Here is a 21,198-nt window from a genome sequence, read left to right on the forward strand (position 1 = left end):
GAGCCGCCATGTCCGATATCGGCCGCGTCACCCTGTTCGGAAAACTGAATCCGCTCCTCTACGAGACGCTGGAGCAGGCGACCGGCTTCTGCCGGCTGCGCGGCAACCCGTACGTCGAGCTCGCGCACTGGCTGAAGCAGATCCTGCAGCGGCCGGACGGCGACCTGCACCGCATCCTGCGCCGCTTCGAGGTCGACGCCGCCGCGCTCGATCGCGGGATCGTCGCCGCGCTCGACCGGCTGCCGCGCGGCGCGGGTTCGGTGTCGGACCTGTCCGCGCACATCGACGACGCCGTCGAGCGCGCATGGGTCTACGCGACGCTGAAATACGATGCGGCGCAGATCCGCGGCGCGACGCTGCTGCTCGCGATCCTGAAGACGCCGCAATTGCGCAGCGTGCTGTACGGGATCGCGCGCGAGTTCGAGCGCGTCGTGCCGGACGTGCTGGCCGACGCGCTCGAATCGATCGTCGACGGTTCGCCGGAAGCGCCGCCGCCGGCCGCGCGCGCCGCCGCGGGTGACGCGCGGGACGCTTCCGCCGGACCGGGCACGGCGCTCGCGCGTTTCGCGGTCGACCTGACGGCGCGCGCGCGGGCGGGCGAGATCGACCCCGTGGTCGGGCGCGACGGCGAGATCCGGCAGATCGTCGACATCCTGCTGCGGCGCCGGCAGAACAACCCGCTGCTGGTCGGCGAGGCCGGCGTCGGCAAGACCGCCGTCGCCGAGGGCTTCGCGCTGCGCATCGTCGCGGGCGACGTGCCGCCGCCGCTGCGCGACGTCGCGCTGTACCTGCTCGACCTCGGGCTGCTGCAGGCCGGCGCCGGCGTGAAGGGCGAGTTCGAGAGCCGCCTGCGCGGCGTGATCGACGAAGCGATGTCCGGCGAGCGGCCGGTGATCCTGTTCATCGACGAAGTGCATACGCTCGTCGGCGCGGGCGGCGCGGCCGGCACCGGCGACGCCGCGAACCTGCTGAAGCCGGCGCTCGCGCGCGGCCATCTGCGCACGATCGGCGCGACGACGTGGTCCGAATACAAGCAGCACATCGAGAAGGACCCGGCGCTGACGCGGCGCTTCCAGCTCGTGCAGGTGAGCGAGCCGGAGGAGGACGCCGCGCTCACGATGCTGCGCGGGCTCGCCGCGAAGCTCGAAGCGCATCACCGCGTGCTCGTGTTCGACGATGCATTGCAGGCGGCCGTCAACCTGTCGCATCGCTACATTCCGGCCCGCCAGCTTCCCGACAAGGCGATCAGCCTGCTCGACACCGCGTGCGCGCGCGTCGCGGTCAGCCAGCACGCAGTGCCGGCGCAGGTCGAGGATGCGCGCCGGCGCATCGACGGCCTGCGCGTCGAACGCGAGCGGATCGCGCGCGAGTGCGCGCTCGGCGCCGGCGATACGGCGCGGCTCGACGAGATCGACACGGCGCTCGCCGCCGCGCAGGCGGACCTCGACCGGCTCGACGCGCGCTGGCGGGCAGAGCGCGACGCGCTCGAGACGATCGTAGGCGCGCGCGCGGCGCTGCTGAATGACGAAACGCCGGACGCCTCGGCGCGCGCGGACCTGCAGGCGAAACTGGCCGGCGCACAGGCGGCACTTGCCGCGCTGCAGGGCGACGCGCCGCTCGTGCTGCCGGCGGTCGATGCGCACGCGGTGGCGGCCGTCGTCGCCGACTGGACCGGGATTCCGCTCGGCCGGATGGTGCGCGACGAGACGCAGGCGGTGCTGAACCTCGCCGATACGCTCGGCGAGCGCGTCGTCGGCCAGCGTCACGCGATCGAGCTGATCGCCGAGCGCATCCAGACCGCCCGCGCGCGGCTCGACGATCCCGCGAAGCCGCACGGCGTGTTCCTGCTGTGCGGCCCGTCCGGCGTCGGCAAGACCGAGACCGCGCTGGCGCTCGCCGACACGCTGTACGGCGGCGAGCACAACGCGATCACGATCAACATGAGCGAATTCCAGGAAGCGCACACCGTGTCGACGCTGAAGGGCGCGCCGCCCGGCTACGTCGGCTACGGGCAGGGCGGCGTGCTGACCGAGGCGGTGCGGCGCAGGCCGTACAGCGTCGTGCTGCTCGACGAGATCGAGAAGGCCCATCGCGACGTGCACGAGCTGTTCTTCCAGGTGTTCGACAAGGGCTGGATGGAGGACGGCGAAGGGCGTGCGATCGACTTCCGGCACACGGTGATCCTGCTCACGTCGAACGTCGGCTCCGAGCGCGTGATGCAGCTGTGCCGCGATCCGCAACAATTGCCCGATGCGCAGGCGCTCGCCGAGGCGCTGCGCGCGCCGCTCCTCGGCGTGTTTCCGGCTGCGCTGCTCGGCCGGCTGACCGTCGTGCCGTACTACCCGCTGACCGACGCGCTGCTCGCGCGCATCGTCGCGCTGCAGCTGCGGCGCATCGAGCGGCGGATCGACGCGCATCACGGCATCCGACTGCATTGCGCCGACCCGGCCACCGCGCTGATCGTCGAGCGTTGCCGGACGATCGAATCCGGCGGCCGGATGGTCGACGCGATCCTCACGCACACCGTGCTGCCGCGCATCAGCCAGGCGATCCTGCGCGCGACGCTCGACGGCCGCGCGCTCGCGGCGATCGACGTGAGCGCGGCCGACGGCCAGTTCGTTTATCGGTTTGTCGGCCAGTCCGGCGAGGAGGAGACGACGTGACCCGCGTGTTCACACTCGACAGCCCGAACGGCGACGACCTGAAATTCCACCGGCTCGACGGCGAGGAAGCGCTCGGTCGCCTGTTCGAATACCGGATCGAGGCGCTTGCCGACAGTCACAGCCTGTCGTTGAAGGACCTGCTCGGCAAGCCGGTCACGGTGCGGATCGCGCAGCAGGACGGCGCGACGCGCTACCTGAACGGGATCGTCGCGCGTGCGTCGCTGGCCGGCCGGCGCGCGGAGCGCTACTACGGCTACGCGCTGGTCGTGCGCCCGTGGCTGTGGCTCGCGACGCGCCGCTCGGACTGCCGGATCTTCCAGAGCAAGACCGTGCCCGAAATCGTGCAGGAGGTGCTCGCGCCCTATGGTTTTCCGATCGAGAGCCGGCTGACGGAGTCGTACGCGCCGCGCGACTACTGCGTGCAGTACAACGAGACCGACGAGGCGTTCGTGTCGCGGCTGATGGAGTTCGAGGGCATCTATTTTTATTTCAGGCACGCGGCGGACAGTCATACGCTCGTGCTGTGCGACGCGATGTCGTCGCATGCGGCGCTGCCCGGTTACGCGACGATTCCGTTCATCGCGCCCGACCGCACGGCGATCGCCGACGAGGAACATGTCGACAGCTGGCTGCCCGCGCAGGAGGTGAGCATCGGCAAGCACCAGACCAGCGACTACGACTACACGAAGCCGCGCGCGGATCTATCCGCGCAGCAGATCGATCCGCGCGGCCACGACCACGACGGCTTCGCGTCGTTCGAATGGCCGGGCGGCTATCGCGACGACGCGCCCGGCGTGCGCTACAGCCGCGTGCGTCTCGAGGAGCGGCAGGCGGAGCACGAGCGCGCGAGCGCGAGCACGGACGTACGCGGGATCGCGCCGGGGTGGCTGTTCACGCTCGCGCATTGCCCGCGCGCCGACCAGAACCGCGAATACCTGATCGTGGAATGCGCGTACCGGTTCCAGGAAAACGCGTACGCGACCGGCGGCGGCGCCGATGCGGTCGTGCATGCGTCGCAGGTGGTCGTGCAGCCGTCGAGCCTGCCGTACCGCTCGCCGCGCGTGACACCGCGGCCGCGTACCAGCGGCCCGCAGACCGCGACCGTCGTCGGGCCGCCGGGCGAGGAGATCTGGACCGACCAGTACGGCCGCGTGAAGCTGCAGTTCCGCTGGGATCGGTACGGTCAGAGCAACCAGGATTCGTCGTGCTGGGTGCGCGTGTCGAGCCCGTGGGCGGGCGGCGGCTTCGGCGGCGTGCAGATTCCGCGCATCGGCGACGAGGTGGTCGTCGATTTCCTGAACGGCGATCCCGACCAGCCGATCGTGACCGGGCGCGTATACAACGGCGAGCGGATGCCGCCGTGGGGGCTGCCCGGGAGCGCGACGCAAAGCGGGCTGCTGTCGAGGTCGTCGCCGGGCGGGACGACCGAGCATGCGAACGCGTTCCGGTTCGAGGACAAGAAGGGCGCGGAACAGCTATGGATGCATGCCGAGCGGAATTTCGACGCGGAGACGGAGGCCGATCATTCGCTGTCGGTCGGGCACGACCATACGCATACGGTCGGCAACGACGAGACGATGCAGGTGAAGAAAAACCGGCAACGCAGCGTCGGGCGGGACGAGACGGTGACGATCGGGCAGGACAGGGTCGCGCAGATCGTGAGGAACGAGACGCATGGGGTGGGGGGGAGCCGCAGCGTGTCCGTCGAAGGCGATAGTTCGCATACCGTTGCGAAAGGCAATCACAGCCTCGCGGTGGTGAGCGGAAAGCATGACGTGTTCGTCAAGGGGGACAGCACGCATGTCGTTGAAGCCGGCTCGTATGCCGCGCAAGTCAAGTCGGGAAATCATGCGGTCGACGTCAAGAAAATTGCGTCGACGGTCGCAGGCGATTGCATCGCGATGAGCGTCGAGAAGAGCTTTGTGGAAATCAACAAGGAAAAGGTCGGAGTGGTCATCGACGGGACCGGCGGCGACTCCGGTGTCAGTCTCTCAGGCCGCGTCGGCGGCGTGAGCATCGTCGGAGATGGCAAGGGCGTGGACATTGCCGGCTTTAAGCCAGGCGTCAAGATCTACGGCGAGGACGATCTCAAGCTTTCAGGCAAGGCGACGGCGAGTCTGCAGGCACCGAAGATCCATATCGACAACGGTACGGACAGTTGTGAAGTCAACGTCACGGCGACGAAGATCGTCCTCTCGACGAAAGGCGGCTCCGTCACGCTCGATGGTTCGGGCGTGACGATACAGGGGACGATCGCCCATATCAATTGATTTACACCGGCGCTTGCCGGTTGCCCGGTTGCATTCGAAGCATGGGAGGCATTCGATGGAAAACGAAGCGGATCAGATGACGATCGACGATGCGCTTGAAGCGGATACCGTCAGTGCATTGCGGCGGCTGTTCGAGAACGACATGCCGCCCGAACCTTCCCCTCCGGTCGAGCGCGCCGAATCGGCAACGTTGATCGGCGAGGTGACGGATACGCATCATCCCGACGCGATGGGGCGGGTTCGCGTGAAATGGTCGATGCAGGACGGCAATGCGTGCGAGCGCTGGCTCGAATGCGTGGACGGCGTGAAGCCCGGCATCGGCGATCGCGTGCTGCTGCAGTCGCCGGTGAACTGGCCTGAGTATCTGGTCTCCGGCCTGCTGAAGCGGGCCGGCCGCGGCGAGCCGGTCGAGCCGATCGTCGAGCCGGCCGTGGCGCTTGCGCTCGAACCGGACAAATGCGTGCAGGTGACGGATGCGTCGGGCTGCCCGCTGCTGCAGGTGCGTGCGTCGCCGGACGGGCCGGTCGTGACGTTGCTGAACCGGAACGTGAACATCGAAGTCGCCGGCAAGCTTCGGCTGAGCGCGCAGACGCTCGAACTCGAAGGTGGGCGCGGCGGCGTCGACATCCGAACCGAGGCGGACACGGTGGTGCGCAGCCGGTACGTCCGGTTGAACTGACAAGGAAGCGCGCCCTCATGCATCGTGAATTCGCCGCCATCGAATCGTCGATCGAAGCCTTCATCGAGCAGCCCGACGATCCGACGCTGTTGCTCGAAGCGACCGATAACGACGTCGTGCCTGTTCTCAAAATGATGCAATCGCTCGACGAGCGCGTCGGCGATGCGATTTTCCTGATCTTTCCGTTTCCATGCGACGCGGCCGGCGCGTATCTCCAGACGTGCATGGAGACGCTCGCCCGCCAGGTCGACGAAGAGAGCGCGGCGCGCGTCGAGCGTGGCGAAGCGGGCTGGCCGCCCTTGCCGCTGACGTGTACCGATCCGAGGCGCACACCCGCGGAACGGCTGCGCGATGCCGTCATGCATGTTCGCATGCTGGTGCCCGAAGGCGTGAAGGTCGTCTGGGCGTGGTTGCCGTCACCGGTCGGCGACGTCGGCGGCTTCGCGAAGATGCTGCTGCAATGCCTGGCGCTGAACGGCTTTGAGGACTGGATGGAGGGGCATCGGTTCTGCATTCGCGACGATCGGAATCATCCCTGCCTGATTCCGCTCGCTCGCGAGAAAAAAGCGGAGCATGTGTTGATCCTTCCGGTGGATTTCTCGTCCGAAAAGGCAACCCGCAACCTGGTCGCCACCGCGAACGATGCGGCGCAGCCGATCGAGCAGCGCATGGGAGCCTTGATGCAGATCGCGGCGATCGACCTTGCGCACGGCCGGTTGCCCGACGCACAGCGCAAGTATTACGCGCTTTTTGCGTTTCATGCGGAGCGCAAGGATGCGACAGGCTGCGCAGTGGCATTGCATGGCCTGGGCGACGTGGCGTTGCGCCACGGGTCGCCGCGCGATGCAAAGGACTGGTACGTGCGGGCGCTGCCGGCGGCGCTCGACGGCAGCAATCTGCTGGTCGTGCTCAATTCGCTGATGGCGGTAGGCAATTGCTGCAACGCGCTCGGCGAACATGCGAAGGCGGCTGTCTATTTCGATCTGGCGAGCGGCGCCGCCGGCAGGCTGATGCTCGTGCATACGAAAATCGAGGCGATGGAGAAGGCCGGCGTCGCGCTGCTCGCGTGCGGCAAGGCGGCGGAAGCCGCGAAGGGCTGGATCGATGCGAAGGGTCTGTGCGAGCAGTTCGGCTGCGAACGACAGCGCATCGGCATCCTCGATCGGCTCGTGTCGCTTTACGGGAACGCCGGACTGAAAACCGAGGCGAGGGCGTACGAACTGGAAAAGGATCCGCTTTACGTGGCTCGCCTGCGTGGCGCCGCGGCGCGGGTCACGCATGATCCGATGGCCGGATATGAACGGGCACGGCAATGAGTGAACCGGCAAACCGGTTGACGCGCGCATCCGAGCCGTCCGAGAGCCATGCGGCGCCATCGGAATCGAAGGCGGACACTGCGTGCGACTCGCTGCTCGATACGGTCAAGTCGACTTTCGATCCATTCAAGCAGACGTTCTCGTCGGACGGCAGCGCGCTCCATCATGTCAGCGAGGCCGTGAATGCGCTTGCATCCCTGCAAAGCGCGCCGTCGCAGTTGCTCAATACCGGCATCGCGCAGATCCCGCTGCTCGACAAGATGCCGGGGATGCCGGCGGCCACCATCGGCGTGCCGCACCTCGGCACGCCGCATGCGCACAGTCATCCGCCGAGCAGCGGTTTTCCGTTGCCGAGTATGGGTGCGACGATCGGCAGCGGTTGCTTGAGCGTGCTGATCGGCGGCATTCCTGCGGCCCGCGTGCTGGACATCGGCATTGCGCCTACCTGTGGCGGGCTGACGCCTTACTTCGATATTCAGACGGGATCGAGCAATACGTTCTTCGGCGGGATGCGTGCGGCGCGCATGGGCATCGACATGACGCGGCATTGCAATCCGATGGGGCATGCGGGGAAGTCCGGTGAGGAAGCGGGGAGCGCTGCGGAGAAAGGCGAGCAGGCTGCGAGCGAGGCCGCAGAGGTGTCGGGCCGGGCGCGCTGGATGGGACGCGCAGGCAAGGCATGGAAGGTCGGCAATGCGGCGGTTGGGCCTGCGTCGGGCGCAGCGGGTGCTGCCGCCGACGCAGCGCATGGCGAGGGACTGGCGGCCGCGATGATGGCCGCGCAGACGGTTGCGGATGCAGCGATGATGCTGCTTGGCAATCTGATGGGCAAGGATCCTGGCATCGAGCCGAGCATGGGTATGCTGCTCGCGGGCAATCCGACCGTGCTGGTCGGCGGGTTTCCGATGCCGGATGCGATGGCGGCGGCAATGGCTGGGTGGGGGCTGAGGAAGAATGTCAACCCTGGAAAGCGTAGGGCACGCACGCAACATCACGAGTGCGATGGAAGAGGTGAGCCGATCAATCCGGTAACGGGTGATGTCGAAAACCGGTTCATGGATTATGAAACCAACGAAACTGCACCGTTCGAATGGGGTCGTCACTACAGCAGCGCATGGCACGAGCGCGACGGGCTTCTCGGATGCGGGTTTCGACATACCTTCCAGCACGAGCTTCGGCTTTTGCGAACGCGAGCGATTTATACTGACCCGCGTGGCCGCGAATTCGAATTCGACAAGAATGCGGACGGAAGTTATGCCGGCTGCAGTGATGGCTATGAACTCGAGCAGCACGACGCTAACCAGTTCGTTCTCTGGCATGGCGCGCACGGACATCTGTTTTTCGAGCGGAGCCGTGAAACCACGTCGTTGGCCCGTTTCGTTTTTCATGATCGTAATGGTGTTCGGACAACCTTCCGCCGGAACATCGCGGGAGACATCGAGTGGATCGCGCAGGCTGACGAGAACGGCAACGTCCGGCGAACAATAGAATTTCAATACGATTCACGCGGACGAATAATTGAGGTCCTGCTGACCGACCCTGACGGGCAGACCATACGGATCGCACATTACGAATACGATACCGAAGGCTGTCTTGTCGAGCACCAAGATGCGATGGGCGCAACGTCAACGTACGCGTACGATTCCGGGCATCGCGTCATCCGTCTCACTGACCCGAGCGGATATTCATTCTTTTACCAGTACGACAGCGAAGGCCGTTGCGTCGAGAGCACCGGGCAAGACGGGATGTGGCGCGTCGCTTTCCAGTACCATCCTCGACGCACGATCGTTATCGAGGGCGACGGCGGTAAGTGGACAGTCCTGTACAACGAGGCCGGCACGATTACGCGGATAATAGATCCGTATGGCGGAGCTGAGGAGCGGGTGACGGGCTCAGATGGGCGCGTCATCGAGGAGGTCGATTCGAGCGGCCGTGTGTTGCGCTGGATCTATGACGAGCGCGGCCGCAACACGGCGCGCGTTGACCGCTGGGGGAACGGCTGGCCCACGAAGGATGAGGCGCCAGTCTTGCCCAATCCTTTCGCCCACCCCGAACCTGGATCGCCACTTGACTTGCAGTGGGGCAAGGGCGGGCGAATACGGCTTGCTGATACGGTATTGCTTCCGCCCGAAATAGCGAAGAAAGCCGCAACGATCTTCGCCCCAGACGCACCGGCGTCATCACCATCTGAACAGCGCGATGCGGCAGGGCGGGTCATCGCCCGTACCGACGAACATGGCCGGATTGAACGGCTGACATACGACGGGGCTGGAAATTTGCAGCAGCGTCGCGACAAGGACGGACGCGACTATTACTATAGCGTGACGTCTTGGAACCTGCGTGAGCGCGAAACCGATCCGCTGGGCAACACGGTCCGGTATCGGTATACGCCGAAGCGAAGGATTGCGGCGATCGTCGACGCAAACGGCAACGAAAGCGCGTACACCTATGACTTCAAGGATCGCGTGACCAGCGTGAGGCGCCATGGCGTGCTGCGGGAGACGTACGCTTACGACGCCGGCGATCGGGTTATCGAGAAGCGGGACGGCGCGGGAAATGTCCTGTTGCAGTTCGAAGTCGGCGACGATGGCCTGTACAGCAAGCGCATTTGCGCGAGCGGCGAGGTACACACCTACGCATATGACGCGCGCGCAAACTTGATAAAGGTCTCGACTGATGAGTTCGATGTCTCCATGTCTCGCGACGCCCTCAATCGCCGTACGGTCGACAAGCGCGATGGTCGTGGTGTCGAGCACGCCTATGCAGGAGGCCAGCTCGCGAGGACGACGTACCTCGATCGTTTCGAGGTGCATTACGAGGCGGTGGGCGACGGAGAAGTTCGGATTCATCCTCCCACAGGGGGCTCCCACAAGGTTTATCGTACGTGCGACGGGCGGATCTTGCTATGCCTCGGCAATGGAACCAATGCGCTATACGGTTTCGACGAGGCCGGACGTTGTGGCGGTCGCATCGTCTGGACAGGGGGCGGCGCAATGGATATCGGCTGGGTGCAGTATCGGTACAGCGCGACGGGTGACCTGCGGCGGGTAATCGATAGCGCGAAAGGCATGACCGAGTATCAGTACGATGCGGCGCATCGGCCGATTGAAGAAACTCGGGATGGGTGGCGTGTGCGACGCTACGAATATGACCCCGGCGGCAATCTGTTGTCGACTCCGGCACGCGAGTGGATGCGCTATGACGAGGGTAATCGTCTTGCGACGTCGTCTTTCAGCACGTTTCGTTACAACGACCGAAATCACCTTTGTGAAGAACTCGGCGGCAACGCTCGCACCGCCTGGCATTACAACAGTCTGGACCTGCTCGTAAAGGTGAGCTGGAGCGACCGCAACGAGGTATGGACTGCGAAGTACGATGGACTGTGCCGGCGAGTCAGCAAGACAATGGGCGCTGAACACACTGAATACTACTGGGACGGTGACCGCGTTGCCGCTGAAATTGCGCCAAACGGTGAGTTGCGGGTCTACGTGTACGTGAACGAGATTGCGCTCCTGCCTTTCATGTTTATCGACTATCCCTGTGTTCACGCGTCACCGGAGGCCGGCCGAGCGTACTTCGTTTTCTGCAATCAGGCTGGCCTGCCCGAGTGGATCGAAGACAGCGACCGCCAAGTGGTCTGGCGCGCGCAAGCAATTGACGCGTATGGGGCCGTACGGGTCGAAGCGGGAAACGCACTGGAGTACGACTTGCGATGGCCGGGGCATTGGCTCGAGCGAGAGATCGGGCTGCACTACAACCGGTTCCGATCATATAGCCCGGACCTTGGGCGGTATTTGCAGTCGGATCCCAAGGGACAAGCGGGCGGCGTCAATCTCTATGCTTATGTCCCCAATCCGCTTGTTTCGGTTGATCTGCGCGGGCTGCACAGCAACAAACAGGCAGCCGCTTCGTCGGAGGACGGTGCACAGCATCCCGATCTGGGGCCTTCGAAAGAGCAAGCCAAGGAAGGCAACAGTGACGTTCCGCACAAGCGGCCCACGCTGACGGCGGAGCAGGGGAATGAGATCGTGGCGGACATTCATCGGGCCGGATGGGACTACTACCATAGCGGGAAGGGGACGAACCCGGATGGACGCAACGTGACCGCCCTCACCGAACTGGAGGACGGGCGAATTGCGATCACATCAAACGGCACATTGAGTCCTGCACAGGTGGCGGTCGCGTTCGACCGGCTGGGAAATCACGGATTCGACATGGACAAAGACGTGATTATCCCGGGAAATCGGAAAAAGAGTCCGTTGGGCTATGGCGGAGGCGATACATACGCGTTCACGCCGAAAAACAAGGGTGAGACGGAGACAAGAACAAGGCCGTACACCGGGCTTGGCTATGATTCTCCCAATCCGAACTACAAGCCAGGCAGCGGTAATCTCGAACCTGAACACTTCGCCCCGGATCGTCCAGCACACGAAGGGCACCACCATGATGACAAGGTGCCCGGTTCGGCTTGTAACCACGCCGAAGCAAGAGGCATTCAGCGCGGCATAGACGAGGACAGCAGAGCCGTAAGGCAATGGACATACAGCGACGCGAACCATCAGGGGTATGCATGCCATGATTGCCACAGGCTTCAGGAGTATCACAAAGTGAAGAATGAAACGGGAGTGCAGTAATCCAGTCACTCGCAGGACCGTGCTCGACAGACCGTCGCGGCCGTGGGCCCCGGCGACCATTACACTGCGAGGTAACAGATTCATGAGCATCACCATACGCGCCGCCGTGGCCGAGGATGTGCCGTTCTTGCGCGAGCTTTTCCTGCGATCGCGCCGCGAAACCTTCGTCTGGCAACCGGGCGATGCGTTCCAGCTGGCCGACTTCGACGCGCAGACGGAAGGCGAGCGACTGCTGGTCGCAGAGGACGACGGCGGGCGACTGGCCGGCTTCGTGTCGGTCTGGGAGCCGGACCATTTCATCCATCACCTGTACGTGGACCGGTCGCATCACCGGCGCGGCATAGGCCGGGCGCTGCTGCGCGCGCTGCCGGGCTGGCCGGCGACGCGCTACCGGCTCAAGTGCCTGCGTGCCAACGCGCCGGCGCTGGCGTTCTATCGCGCGAGCCGCTTTACCGAGATCGGCGCCGGCGCCGCGGAAGACGGCGAGTACCTGCTGCTGGAGTCGAGCTGCGACGACGCAGAATGACCGTCATCGATCTATCTCCGCGAGCGTGCCATACGTGCCGTTTGCGTAGAGCAACGGCGCCACCGCCTGTCCGTTCGTGATCGTTCTCAATTGCCGACGAAGGCGCTTGTGAGTGCCATGCTCGAACACAGACGCGACGCGGCATACGAGGTTCGATTGCGCATCGGCGAGTAGGGAAGGTTATTCACGGCGAGCCGCCAGTCGCCGACGGCGAATTTGTCGGCGGGCTGGTCGACTTCGCGAACGAATGTCATCGATACCAGAGCGACAGTGGCTCCGCGCATAGCGACATCACGGCCGTCGCGCTCAGCGCGGTCCGGGTTTCTCGGCATTCAACGCCGCTGGCGTAGCGATTCGCAGGAACGGCACGATCAAAAGCAATGTAGCGACGGCGAATCCCGCAAACGCGACGCGCAAGCCGAAGAGTTCGGCGAGCACCCCGCCGAGCCCCGCGCCGACCGGCATCGCGCCCCAGCTGAACAGGCGCGCGGCGGCGTTATACCGTCCGAACAGCGCGCCGGGAACGAGCGCCTGGCTGATGGTGCGCGAGTTGACGCTCCACAGCGTGCCGCCCAGCCCGCCCGCGAACGCGCTTGCCGCCACCGCCCACAGATTGACGGTCGCTATCGGCATCGCCATCATCGCGAGCGTGCCGAGCAGGTCGACGAACATCACCGTACGCCGCCCGAGCCAGCAATTCAGCGTGGTCACGCTCAATGCGCCGACGAAGCCGCCGATGCCGAGCGCGCTCAGCATCACGCCGTAACCGCGCGCATCGAGGCCCATCACCTTCGTTGCGAACAACGGCATGATCGCGAGCCAGGCCCCCCAGCATGCGCACAGCACCGTGAGCGTGACCGCCATCAGATGCAGGATCGGTTCCCGCCACAGGTAGTGCAGCCCTTCTGCGATCTGCCGGTGTACCGGCTCGCGCGGCGCGTCCGGCGCGTGAACGACGCGAAAGCGTCCGACCAGGAAGCACAGCGCCAGCACGCCGATCAGGTATGCGCTTGCCACCGTGCCGAGCGCGAGCGCGGTGCCGGCGGCGACGAGCAGGCCGCCCACCAGCGGCCCGCAAAACTCGTTGCAGACCGTTTCCGCGCCGGCGACCCATGCATTCGCGCGCTCGCGCCCGGCGGGCGCCACCGCGTCGGGAACCAGCGCGGCGGCGGAGGTCAGGGCGATCACTTCCGCGATGCCGAGCGTGAGGCCGCCGATGTACAGCACCGGCAGCGTGATACCGTTCGACAGCGACAGCAGGACGAGCACCGCGATGGCGGCAAGCCGCATCCCGTTGGCGAGCCACAGCAGCACGCGGCGATCGGCGCGATCGACCAGCACGCCGACATGCAGGGCGACGAGCAGCCACGGCAACGTGAGCGTCAGCGACACGCCGGATACCTGGAGCGGCGACTGGGTCAGCGCGGTCGCCATCAGCGGCAGCGCGACCTTGGTCACGCCGTCCGCGAGATTCGTTAACGCGGTGAACACGACAAGCACCAAGGTGTTCCGTCCGCTTGCCGCGTCTAGTGCGAGGTCTGATCGGGTTGCCGTGTTCAAGCCTGTCTCCAGTGAGCGATCGTTTTGCTTTATTTATGGCGCTGCGGTCGTCCGGGTGGGGCACGCGCCAACGGCATGCTGCAGTTCCGCGAGCGCGATGTCGCATCGGCACTCGACGCCGCCGCGCAGAAGATGGCGCGTTGTCTTGGCCGGATGCGGGTGTCGCCGCAGGCCGCGCGAGATAACCTCGTCAGGTGCGAGCGCGAGGTCCGGGCGACGCGAGTCCAATATTACCTGCGATTAGTCGAGCATCGAACACGACGCCCAGGAATAGCCACGACGCAGCCAGTACATGACGCCTACTTCAACAGCGCTGATGCCGTCGCGCTCATCACCGCCTGCGCTCCTGCCGGCGTGAGATGCGACCCATCGAACGTCACGAGCGTGCCGCGTCCTTTCCCGGTGCGGGTAATGCATCCGTCGGCATCGCACATCGCGCCGTACGCAGACACGTATTCGATGCCCAGTTCCTCTGCCGTAGCCTTGCCCAGGCGATCGTATTCCGATGCCTTGGGATCGACGGCGAACCACGACCGTGCGGACAGAACCTCATGATGTTGACGCCAGTAGAGCCAATACAGCTTGGGAAGCGAGCTCTGCCAGGTCGCGACCTGCCCCAGCAGCACGATACGTTTCACCCCGGCATCACGGGCGGCCGCTACGGTCGTCTTGAGGGCGGCGAACGTATCGGGTCTCCAGTTCGCGGTCAGGATCAAGGTATGCGGCACAGCACGCTTTAGCGCGATCAGCACGCGCTTGCTGATTCGGCCGCAGTGATCGTTACCGCCGAGCAGCGGTGGGCAACCGGATGCGCTGAACTCTGCCACGCGCACCCCATAGTGGGCTTGTTCGTCGCGGAAAGCGGGGTACATCGCGGCTGCGTGCGAATCACCCCAGAGGAACACCATGGGCGCAGTGCCGCGCCCGACGCACTCGGGTGCAAAGGTTTCTTCGTCTGCTCCCTCGAGATAGCAAGATCCGCGGCGCCATTCACGGTCGCGGTCGAAACGCGCGCCGTCAGCAAACTGCGACGCAAGACGGGACATGCGGAACTCCATGCCGTTGCGGGCGTACGCGTTGTAGCCGCCGAATCCCGCGCCGAGGACCAGGATCAGGAGCGACAGGGCGAGGAGGTTGGGGCGCCGTACACGCCGAATCGGCCGTTCGACACAGCGATAGGTGAGCCATGCCAACGGAATGGCGATTGCGACTGCCGCTGCGCGGAGGTGCCAGGCTGGTACACCGGTGGACATTATCCGTAGGAAGGAGAGGATCGGCCAGTGGAAGAGGTAGAGTGGATAGCTGATCAGGCCGAGCAACAGGACCGGCTTGGTGCACACTCTGCGCATCAGCGCCGAATCGTGTCCGCCGCGAATCACGAGACAGGTGCCAAGCGTCGGGCCGATGGCCCACCATCCGGGAAACGTGAGATGCGAGTTCAGCAGCGCAATGGAAATCAGGAGCAGGAGGGCGCCGGCAACCACGCCACCTTCCGAAAATCCTATCGCGCGCTCGACGCGCTGGCGTTCTCGATATGCCAGCACACTGCCGGCCATCAATTCCCACGCGCGCGTGACTGGCAGGTAAAACGCGAATACCGGGTTCGTGCGTACGATGATGATGCACGATACGAATGACAGCGTGCCGAGGATGGCGATTGCCCACATCGGCGATCGTCTCGCGCGCGACAGGCCCCAAAGAATGATCGGCCAGAAGAGATAGAACTGCTCCTCCACGCCAAGCGACCAGAGGTGCAGCAGCGGTTTCTGGTCGGCGGCCGCATCGAAGTATCCCGCCTCGCGCCACAGGACGAGATTGGCGACCGACAATGCGCCGCCCGCGATGTGCTTGCCCAAAGCCTTGAATTCCTCGGGGAGGAGGTTGAACCACCCCACCAGGTAGGTGCCGACAAGTGTGATCAGCAGCGCGGGAAAAATGCGGCGGATGCGCCTGCCATAGAAGCTTCCGAACGAGAATGTCGACTCATCGAGTTCGCGCAGGATATGCGATGTGATCAGGTAGCCCGAGATTACGAAAAATACGTCGACTCCGACGAAGCCGCCTGGGAGCCAGTTCGGGAAGGCGTGAAATATGACGACGCTTACGACAGCGAGGGCGCGCAAGGCATCGATGTCGGGGCGATAGCCTGGCGCTTGGCGCGAGGCATGACTTTTCGTCTCGCCGCGCGGATCCGCGAAGGCGAGGACAGGGTTCTGGTCTACGGTGCTCATCAAGAAGCGGTGGTTCCGGCTGCTCGCCCGTGGGCACGGCAGCACAGTGTTTTGTAATTTGCCTTGGCGCCCCTCCAATCGGCCGTGTATGGTTCACGGCGTCAATGCAGGGCTCGGCTGTTATGGAAACTGCGGCGCAATTTTAATTCAACAATTAACCAATAATCGAGGCGATTTTTAATCAAATTTCGACCATGGGCGTTCCGCTGCAAGGCGATTGGAGCAGATCGGATGATCGCGGTCACACTTACCGGGGAACATGACGGACAATGCCCGCTTGAAACGGATTGCCAGAGCTCATGGCAGGCTTATCGATAGATGCGGTTCTGGGGCTTACACTGTTGCAGGTCACGACTGTGCAGTGGCTTTGATTGGATTTTAAGTTGACATAACGTGAATTATCACCAGATCGCATGTGGGAGCAAAGTTCTAATGTCGTATCTGGGCAAAGTTGAAATGTCGTAGTTGGCTGCTGGTTGGTTCATCCTGAGCGGCTCCTGATGGTCAACCAGGAGCCGCCCGTGGCCAACAACACCAACACCAACACGATCACCATGAGCATGCGCGAGCTGGATCGACTCAAAGTTGTCGAAGCAGTCGTCGAAGGACGGCTGATGCCGTGGCGAGCCGCGGAGCGACTCGATGTCAGTCGACGACAGGTCGAGCGGCACTAGCCAAACGACCCACACCTCACCAACTGTTCACCAGATTCGTCACATTGACCGTCCCGATGCCGGTCGCGAAATTCCAGCCGACACCGGCGCCAAAGGCTTTCCGGTAGCTGTTGCTCGTCGTCGACAGCACGCCGCTGACGCCGCCCGCTCGATAACAGTTGATCGAACCCGTACAGTCCACGTCCATGTCACCCTGCGTGACGTTATAGAAAATGCAGCTGCCGCCGACATTCCTGCCGTTGCTCGAATTACAGCTGCTGCTTCCGCCAGCCCCATATTCCGTTTTGGCGAGCCGGTAGAGAACAGGATTCGGATTCCCTTGACTCGCATTCATCTTCTCGTTGACGAGCGCCTGAAATCCGGCCCAGATCGGCGAGGCAAATGACGTCCCGCCCGCCCCCGCCCAGCCGCTCGGCTCGCCGGTGCAGGCTACGCCGCCATCCGCGGCGTCGGAGTCGCAGAACACATAGAAATGTCCCCACGCGCCGTCGGCGGCGAACAGCGAAACGTCGGGAAGATCGCGCACGAGGTCGGACGGATTGCCGACGAGCGACATCTGCCAGGACGGCTTGGCGTAGCCCTTGCACGTGCCGCCGACGATGCCCTGCTGGCGCGGGACACCCGTGGCGCAACCGCTCGGTCCTCCGCTGCCGCTTGCCGTGGTCTGGTAAAACAACAGGCCGTACAAGCTGTTGCAAAAGCCCGCGCGTCCGTATGTCGTCGAGTAGCCGTTTGCCGCGGCGAGCAGCGTGCTCGCGCAGGAATCGTTCCATGGAATTTCGTTGACGTACGACAGCGCCGAGCCGTAAGTGGAACTGTTGGTCGAACTCCAGTAGGTCGAGTTCGTCCCTGCGTAGGTGTCGCCGAAGTCGGTGCCGCCGACAGCGACGTTGTAGGGTGTCGATGCAAGGCCGTTGACGCCGATGCCGTGCGTGGCGCTCGTGACGTTCGGGTCGCAGCCGGCTGCCCCCTCGTCGCCGGCCGCCACGAACACGGAAACGCCCTGGCTGGCCGCCTGCTGATACGCGGCGTTGTAGGCCGCGTTGGCGGCCGCGCCATTTTCCGCCTCGCATTCGCTGTAGCTGATGCTGACGATAGCCGGCGCGCTCCCGCTGTTGAGCAGGTTCTGAAGTGCGATCAGCCCACCGAACGTGGTGCTGGTGTCCTTGCACGACGCGACCACGATGGCTGCGCCCGGGGCCGCCGCGCTGGCCCATTCGGCATCGAGTTCGGCTTCCATCTCGTTGCCGGCGACGACACCGGGGTCGGCGCAATTGCCGGGGTGGATCTGCGACAACGAGCCTGTCGCATAGCCGGACAAGCCGAAGGTCGAACGGAATGCGGTCCAGTCCGCAACGTCGTACATGTTGGTATTTTCGATGACGCCGATCGTCTGCCCCTTGCCGGTGATTCCGGCCGCGAACAGCGGCTGCAGATTGTAGATGGTCGCAAGATCGGCCGGGACGACGGCGTTGTACGTCGCGAACAGCGACGGGATCGTATAGGCCCGCCTTGGCTTGAAGCTCGCATGGGGGCGGAAGTCATGCAAGGACACGACGCCGCGCACGATACCGGCGAGCGCCTGCGGAACGCGCGGATTGCTCATGTTCGCGATGTGGGCAACGCCGTTGATATCGAGCTTGTGGATTTCGGTCAGAAACGTACGGCGAACCTGCTCGGCCGTTCCCGAGAAATCAATCACCATCGCGCTCTTTTGCACGTTGTTGACGGTAAAGCCATGCCGGCCCAGCCAATCCGTGACCGCCGACACGTCCTCCTTGGCGGGACCGAACTCGGCCCCAAACTGTTCCGGGGTGAGCCAGCGATGGGAATTGGCTGAATTCGGATCGTAGAGCTGATCGATGAAGCGATCGAGCGCGGCTTCGGTTTCCGCGGGACGATTGAGGAGCAGCTGCATGTGTTCCAGAACCAGGCTGTCGTCAACCCGGCCGCGATCGTTGCCGGCGCTTGCCTCCTGACGGATATTGCCGGGCAATTCCACGGTCTGGCGTTCATCGATGACCTGCGTGACGAGTCGCGAAGGCGAAACCGTCCTTGCCTGGGGCAAGCCAGGGGCGATGACCAGCAGAATGCCGAGAAGCGGTATCAGGATTTCCGATTTCAATTTCTTGAGCATGATCTTCTCCGGGAAGCCGACTGCCCCTCGTGTGCCTTCGTCGTTGAATGTCTCTGCCGGGCTGGCCGGAGCACGTCGAGTTCCGGCTCCGTCTGCGCGAGCACGCATCGTTCATGCCATACGCGGGTAACCGAATGATTTGATTGCGGTTCGCCGTATCCCCTGGCACATAAGGCCGAGAAAAAACACGGAAGCTGTTTCAGTTTCGAAACAAGCCATCGATGCCGGGAATCGAGCGTCAACGCCGTTTTCAGCCATCGGGCCGCCGATTAAATTAGAATGCCGGCACGACGCCGCCCGAGAGAACGGCGCTGCAGTTCAGGGCCATCCAACCAATATGCATAATGAATTTCTAAAGCCCGACCCCGGTGCGCGACGGAGCATTTCCCGATGACCGGAGGTCCCGCATGGTGACCGAGTCCCCGGTCTCGTCTGCCTCGTATCAGCCGCGCGATGTGGTCAACGCGCCGGACATCAAGGCGGCAATCGCGCGTCGCAGCGCTGAACGCGGCGACCCCGCCGACATCTCGGCCTGGCTGGCCAACCATTTCTTCCGCTGGGTCATCGGCGGCTTCGAGCAGGCACAGCCGCTGCATTCGCTGGCCGACTACCGCGCGGTCGCCGGCGCGGACCAGCCGGCCCCCGAATGGCTGGTGCGCCGGTTCATGCCGCGTCCGGCGTCAGGCGATGCACCGGGGGCCGATGCACCGGGGGCCGACGCCGTGGCATCGCGGGCACCGGCCTTGCCCAAGCCGCTCTACTTCATCGATCCCGAGCACCTGCTGCTGATCGATCGCGAGCGCGTGCTGGTCGAGTTCCTGCGCTCGCGCACGGGCACGCGGCTCGCGCAGAAGCTGCAGCGCATCACGTGTGCGATGGCCCTCGCGATGTGGGAGCGCGAACACCAGCGCATGCAGGCGCGACGCGACAAGGGCTGGGTGCCCAGCAGCGGCCTGGCACTGCACGAAGTGCTGCGCACCGCGAACGGGATGATCTTCGAATTCGTCGGCAGCCACGCTGCGCTGCGCGAGGAGATGGCCTACGAGTCGTATCACATGCAGCACTGCCTCGGCCAGTTTGCAGACCGGCGGCAATTGCGCGGCGGCTATGGCGAGCAGTATGCGGAGGCCGTCCGGGACGGGCGGCTGCGCCTGTTCACGCTGCGCGGCGCGGGCAATCAGCCGCACGTGACGATCAGCCTGTCGATGCGCGCCGACGGCCTGCGCATCGACCAGATCAAGGGCAAGCAGAACCGCCATCCGGTGCGCCGCTACACCGACGACGTGCGGCAGTTCCTGCGCGCACTCGCACCCAAGGGCGAACGCCATCCGGACTGCGAAGGCATGGGTCTGGTGTTCGAGCCGGAAGCGCCGGGCGCCGCGGTGGGCGAATGGACGTTCGTCACCGACGTGCGCTCCCCGGACTACCTGTTGAGCGTGATGAGCGCCAACTTCCATCTGATCGAGCACTTCGAGCAGCCGCCTGCCGTGCTGCAATGGCTGCTGTTGCGCAACGCGCCTCACGCGCTGGGCCGCCTTCGGCAAATCGATCCCGCGGTGGCGGCCGCCGCGCGGCAAACGCTGTCGGGCAACGCTGTGCCCGTCGCGCAGCACCCCGCTGCAACGCCGGCGGCGCCCGTTGCATTCGCAATCGAAGGCATCCCGATCGATCCGGCGCTCTGCGGCCCGCTCGTGCTCGATTCGGCCACGCACGGAGACGAGCCATGCTGAAGCTGCTGCTTTGCCTCGTCGGGCTGGTGCTGGCGTGGTACGTGCTGCGCACGTTCCGGATCGCGGCCCGCCTGGTGCGCGAGGTCGACGCCGAGCAGGCCGCCGGGACGGACCAGGCCGTGCCGGCGCGAGACAGCGCCGCGATGCGCTTCGCCCGGAGCCAGGCCGAACAGGCGCCGCCGAACCGCCGCCGCTGGGCGCTCGCGCTGGCCGACATCCTGCTGATCCGCAACGGTATGCGCTGCGATTGCGACGCGCTCGTCTATGCGCTGCCGGACGCGCAGCGCGAGCAGCTTGCCCGCCAGCTGTTGCGCGAACTGGATCTGCCGGCGGACCTGCCCGAGCCGCAGATCGCCGAGCGTGTGCAACACGTGCTGGCCGGATGGGTCGGCGGCGTCGGCCGCTCGCATGACGGCTTCTACGAGCAACTGGCCGCCGAGGGGCGCGTGCGCGACGCGCTCGCCTTCGATTGCGCCCGCACCGCCTTTCTGGTCCGCTGTCTTGCGCTGCTGGGCTGGGCGCCCGAGCCGCAGGCGTGGCTGGTGCTGCTGCTCAACGCCCAGCGCGCGCAGGACAGCTTCGACGGCTGGGAAGACTTCGGTCTCGCCTACGCCCGCGCCCGCCGGCAATGGCTGAGCGGCAGCGGCCAGGACGGCCCGGCTTCCTCTCGCGCCACGCAGGAAGTGCGCGAGCATCTGCGCAATCCGGCCGGCAACTGGGTCACGCTGCCCTGGAAGCGCTATCGCATCTTCGATCCCCAACCCGTTTCATCATGAAC

The 21,198-nt window shown here is 64.8% G+C and carries 11 protein-coding genes; 8 read left to right on the top strand and 3 right to left on the bottom strand.

The window, feature by feature from the left end; genetic code table 11:
* Positions 1 to 8: 8 nt before the first annotated feature.
* From tssH to HWX31_RS18685, 5 genes are all read left to right on the top strand, one after another.
* Positions 9 to 2,663 carry a type VI secretion system ATPase TssH gene (gene tssH / locus HWX31_RS18665; RefSeq protein ID WP_174960206.1) on the top strand — a complete coding sequence of 885 codons (2,655 nt, stop codon included), beginning with the start codon at positions 9 to 11 and terminating at the stop codon, positions 2,661 to 2,663.
* Positions 2,660 to 4,933: a type VI secretion system Vgr family protein gene (locus HWX31_RS18670; RefSeq protein WP_174960208.1), complete on the top strand. Its 2,274-nt coding sequence runs from the start codon at positions 2,660 to 2,662 to the stop codon at positions 4,931 to 4,933. The genes tssH and HWX31_RS18670 overlap by 4 nt, the downstream gene beginning before the upstream one ends.
* 456 nt (positions 4,934 to 5,389) lie before the next feature.
* Complete coding sequence (locus tag HWX31_RS18675) at positions 5,390 to 6,928, top strand: hypothetical protein (protein ID WP_174960210.1); 1,539 nt, start codon at positions 5,390 to 5,392, stop codon at positions 6,926 to 6,928.
* Positions 6,925 to 11,562, top strand: coding sequence for an RHS repeat-associated core domain-containing protein (locus HWX31_RS18680; RefSeq protein ID WP_174960212.1), 4,638 nt, complete (start codon positions 6,925 to 6,927; stop codon positions 11,560 to 11,562). The genes HWX31_RS18675 and HWX31_RS18680 overlap by 4 nt, the downstream gene beginning before the upstream one ends.
* An 82-nt stretch (positions 11,563 to 11,644) precedes the next feature.
* Complete coding sequence (locus HWX31_RS18685) at positions 11,645 to 12,088, top strand: GNAT family N-acetyltransferase (RefSeq protein ID WP_174960214.1); 444 nt, start codon at positions 11,645 to 11,647, stop codon at positions 12,086 to 12,088.
* Between the two features lie 306 nt (positions 12,089 to 12,394).
* Here the strand turns inward: HWX31_RS18685 and HWX31_RS18690 are convergent, their stop codons facing one another.
* Entirely contained in the window at positions 12,395 to 13,588 is a 1,194-nt protein-coding gene (locus HWX31_RS18690) for an MFS transporter (protein ID WP_174960216.1), read from the bottom strand.
* A 359-nt stretch (positions 13,589 to 13,947) separates the two neighbouring features.
* On the bottom strand, positions 13,948 to 15,879 hold the full coding sequence (locus HWX31_RS18695) for an acyltransferase family protein (RefSeq protein ID WP_174960218.1): 1,932 nt from the start codon (positions 15,877 to 15,879) through the stop codon (positions 13,948 to 13,950).
* 521 nt (positions 15,880 to 16,400) lie between these two features.
* Between HWX31_RS18695 and HWX31_RS18700 the strand changes: the two genes are divergently transcribed.
* Positions 16,401 to 16,553 carry a helix-turn-helix domain-containing protein gene (locus tag HWX31_RS18700; protein WP_174960200.1) on the top strand — a complete coding sequence of 51 codons (153 nt, stop codon included), beginning with the start codon at positions 16,401 to 16,403 and terminating at the stop codon, positions 16,551 to 16,553.
* A 16-nt stretch (positions 16,554 to 16,569) separates the two neighbouring features.
* Here the strand turns inward: HWX31_RS18700 and HWX31_RS18705 are convergent, their stop codons facing one another.
* Positions 16,570 to 18,690 (bottom strand): S53 family peptidase, encoded by a 2,121-nt coding sequence (locus HWX31_RS18705; RefSeq protein ID WP_174960220.1) that lies wholly within the window; start codon positions 18,688 to 18,690, stop codon positions 16,570 to 16,572.
* Between the two features lie 407 nt (positions 18,691 to 19,097).
* Between HWX31_RS18705 and HWX31_RS18710 the strand changes: the two genes are divergently transcribed.
* Entirely contained in the window at positions 19,098 to 20,420 is a 1,323-nt protein-coding gene (locus HWX31_RS18710) for a hypothetical protein (RefSeq protein WP_244143777.1), read from the top strand.
* Positions 20,414 to 21,196, top strand: coding sequence for a DUF1266 domain-containing protein (locus tag HWX31_RS18715; protein ID WP_174960222.1), 783 nt, complete (start codon positions 20,414 to 20,416; stop codon positions 21,194 to 21,196). The genes HWX31_RS18710 and HWX31_RS18715 overlap by 7 nt, the downstream gene beginning before the upstream one ends.
* The last annotated feature ends 2 nt before the right edge of the window (positions 21,197 to 21,198 follow it).

This window comes from Burkholderia ubonensis (genome assembly GCF_902833085.1).
GTDB lineage: Bacteria > Pseudomonadota > Gammaproteobacteria > Burkholderiales > Burkholderiaceae > Burkholderia > Burkholderia ubonensis.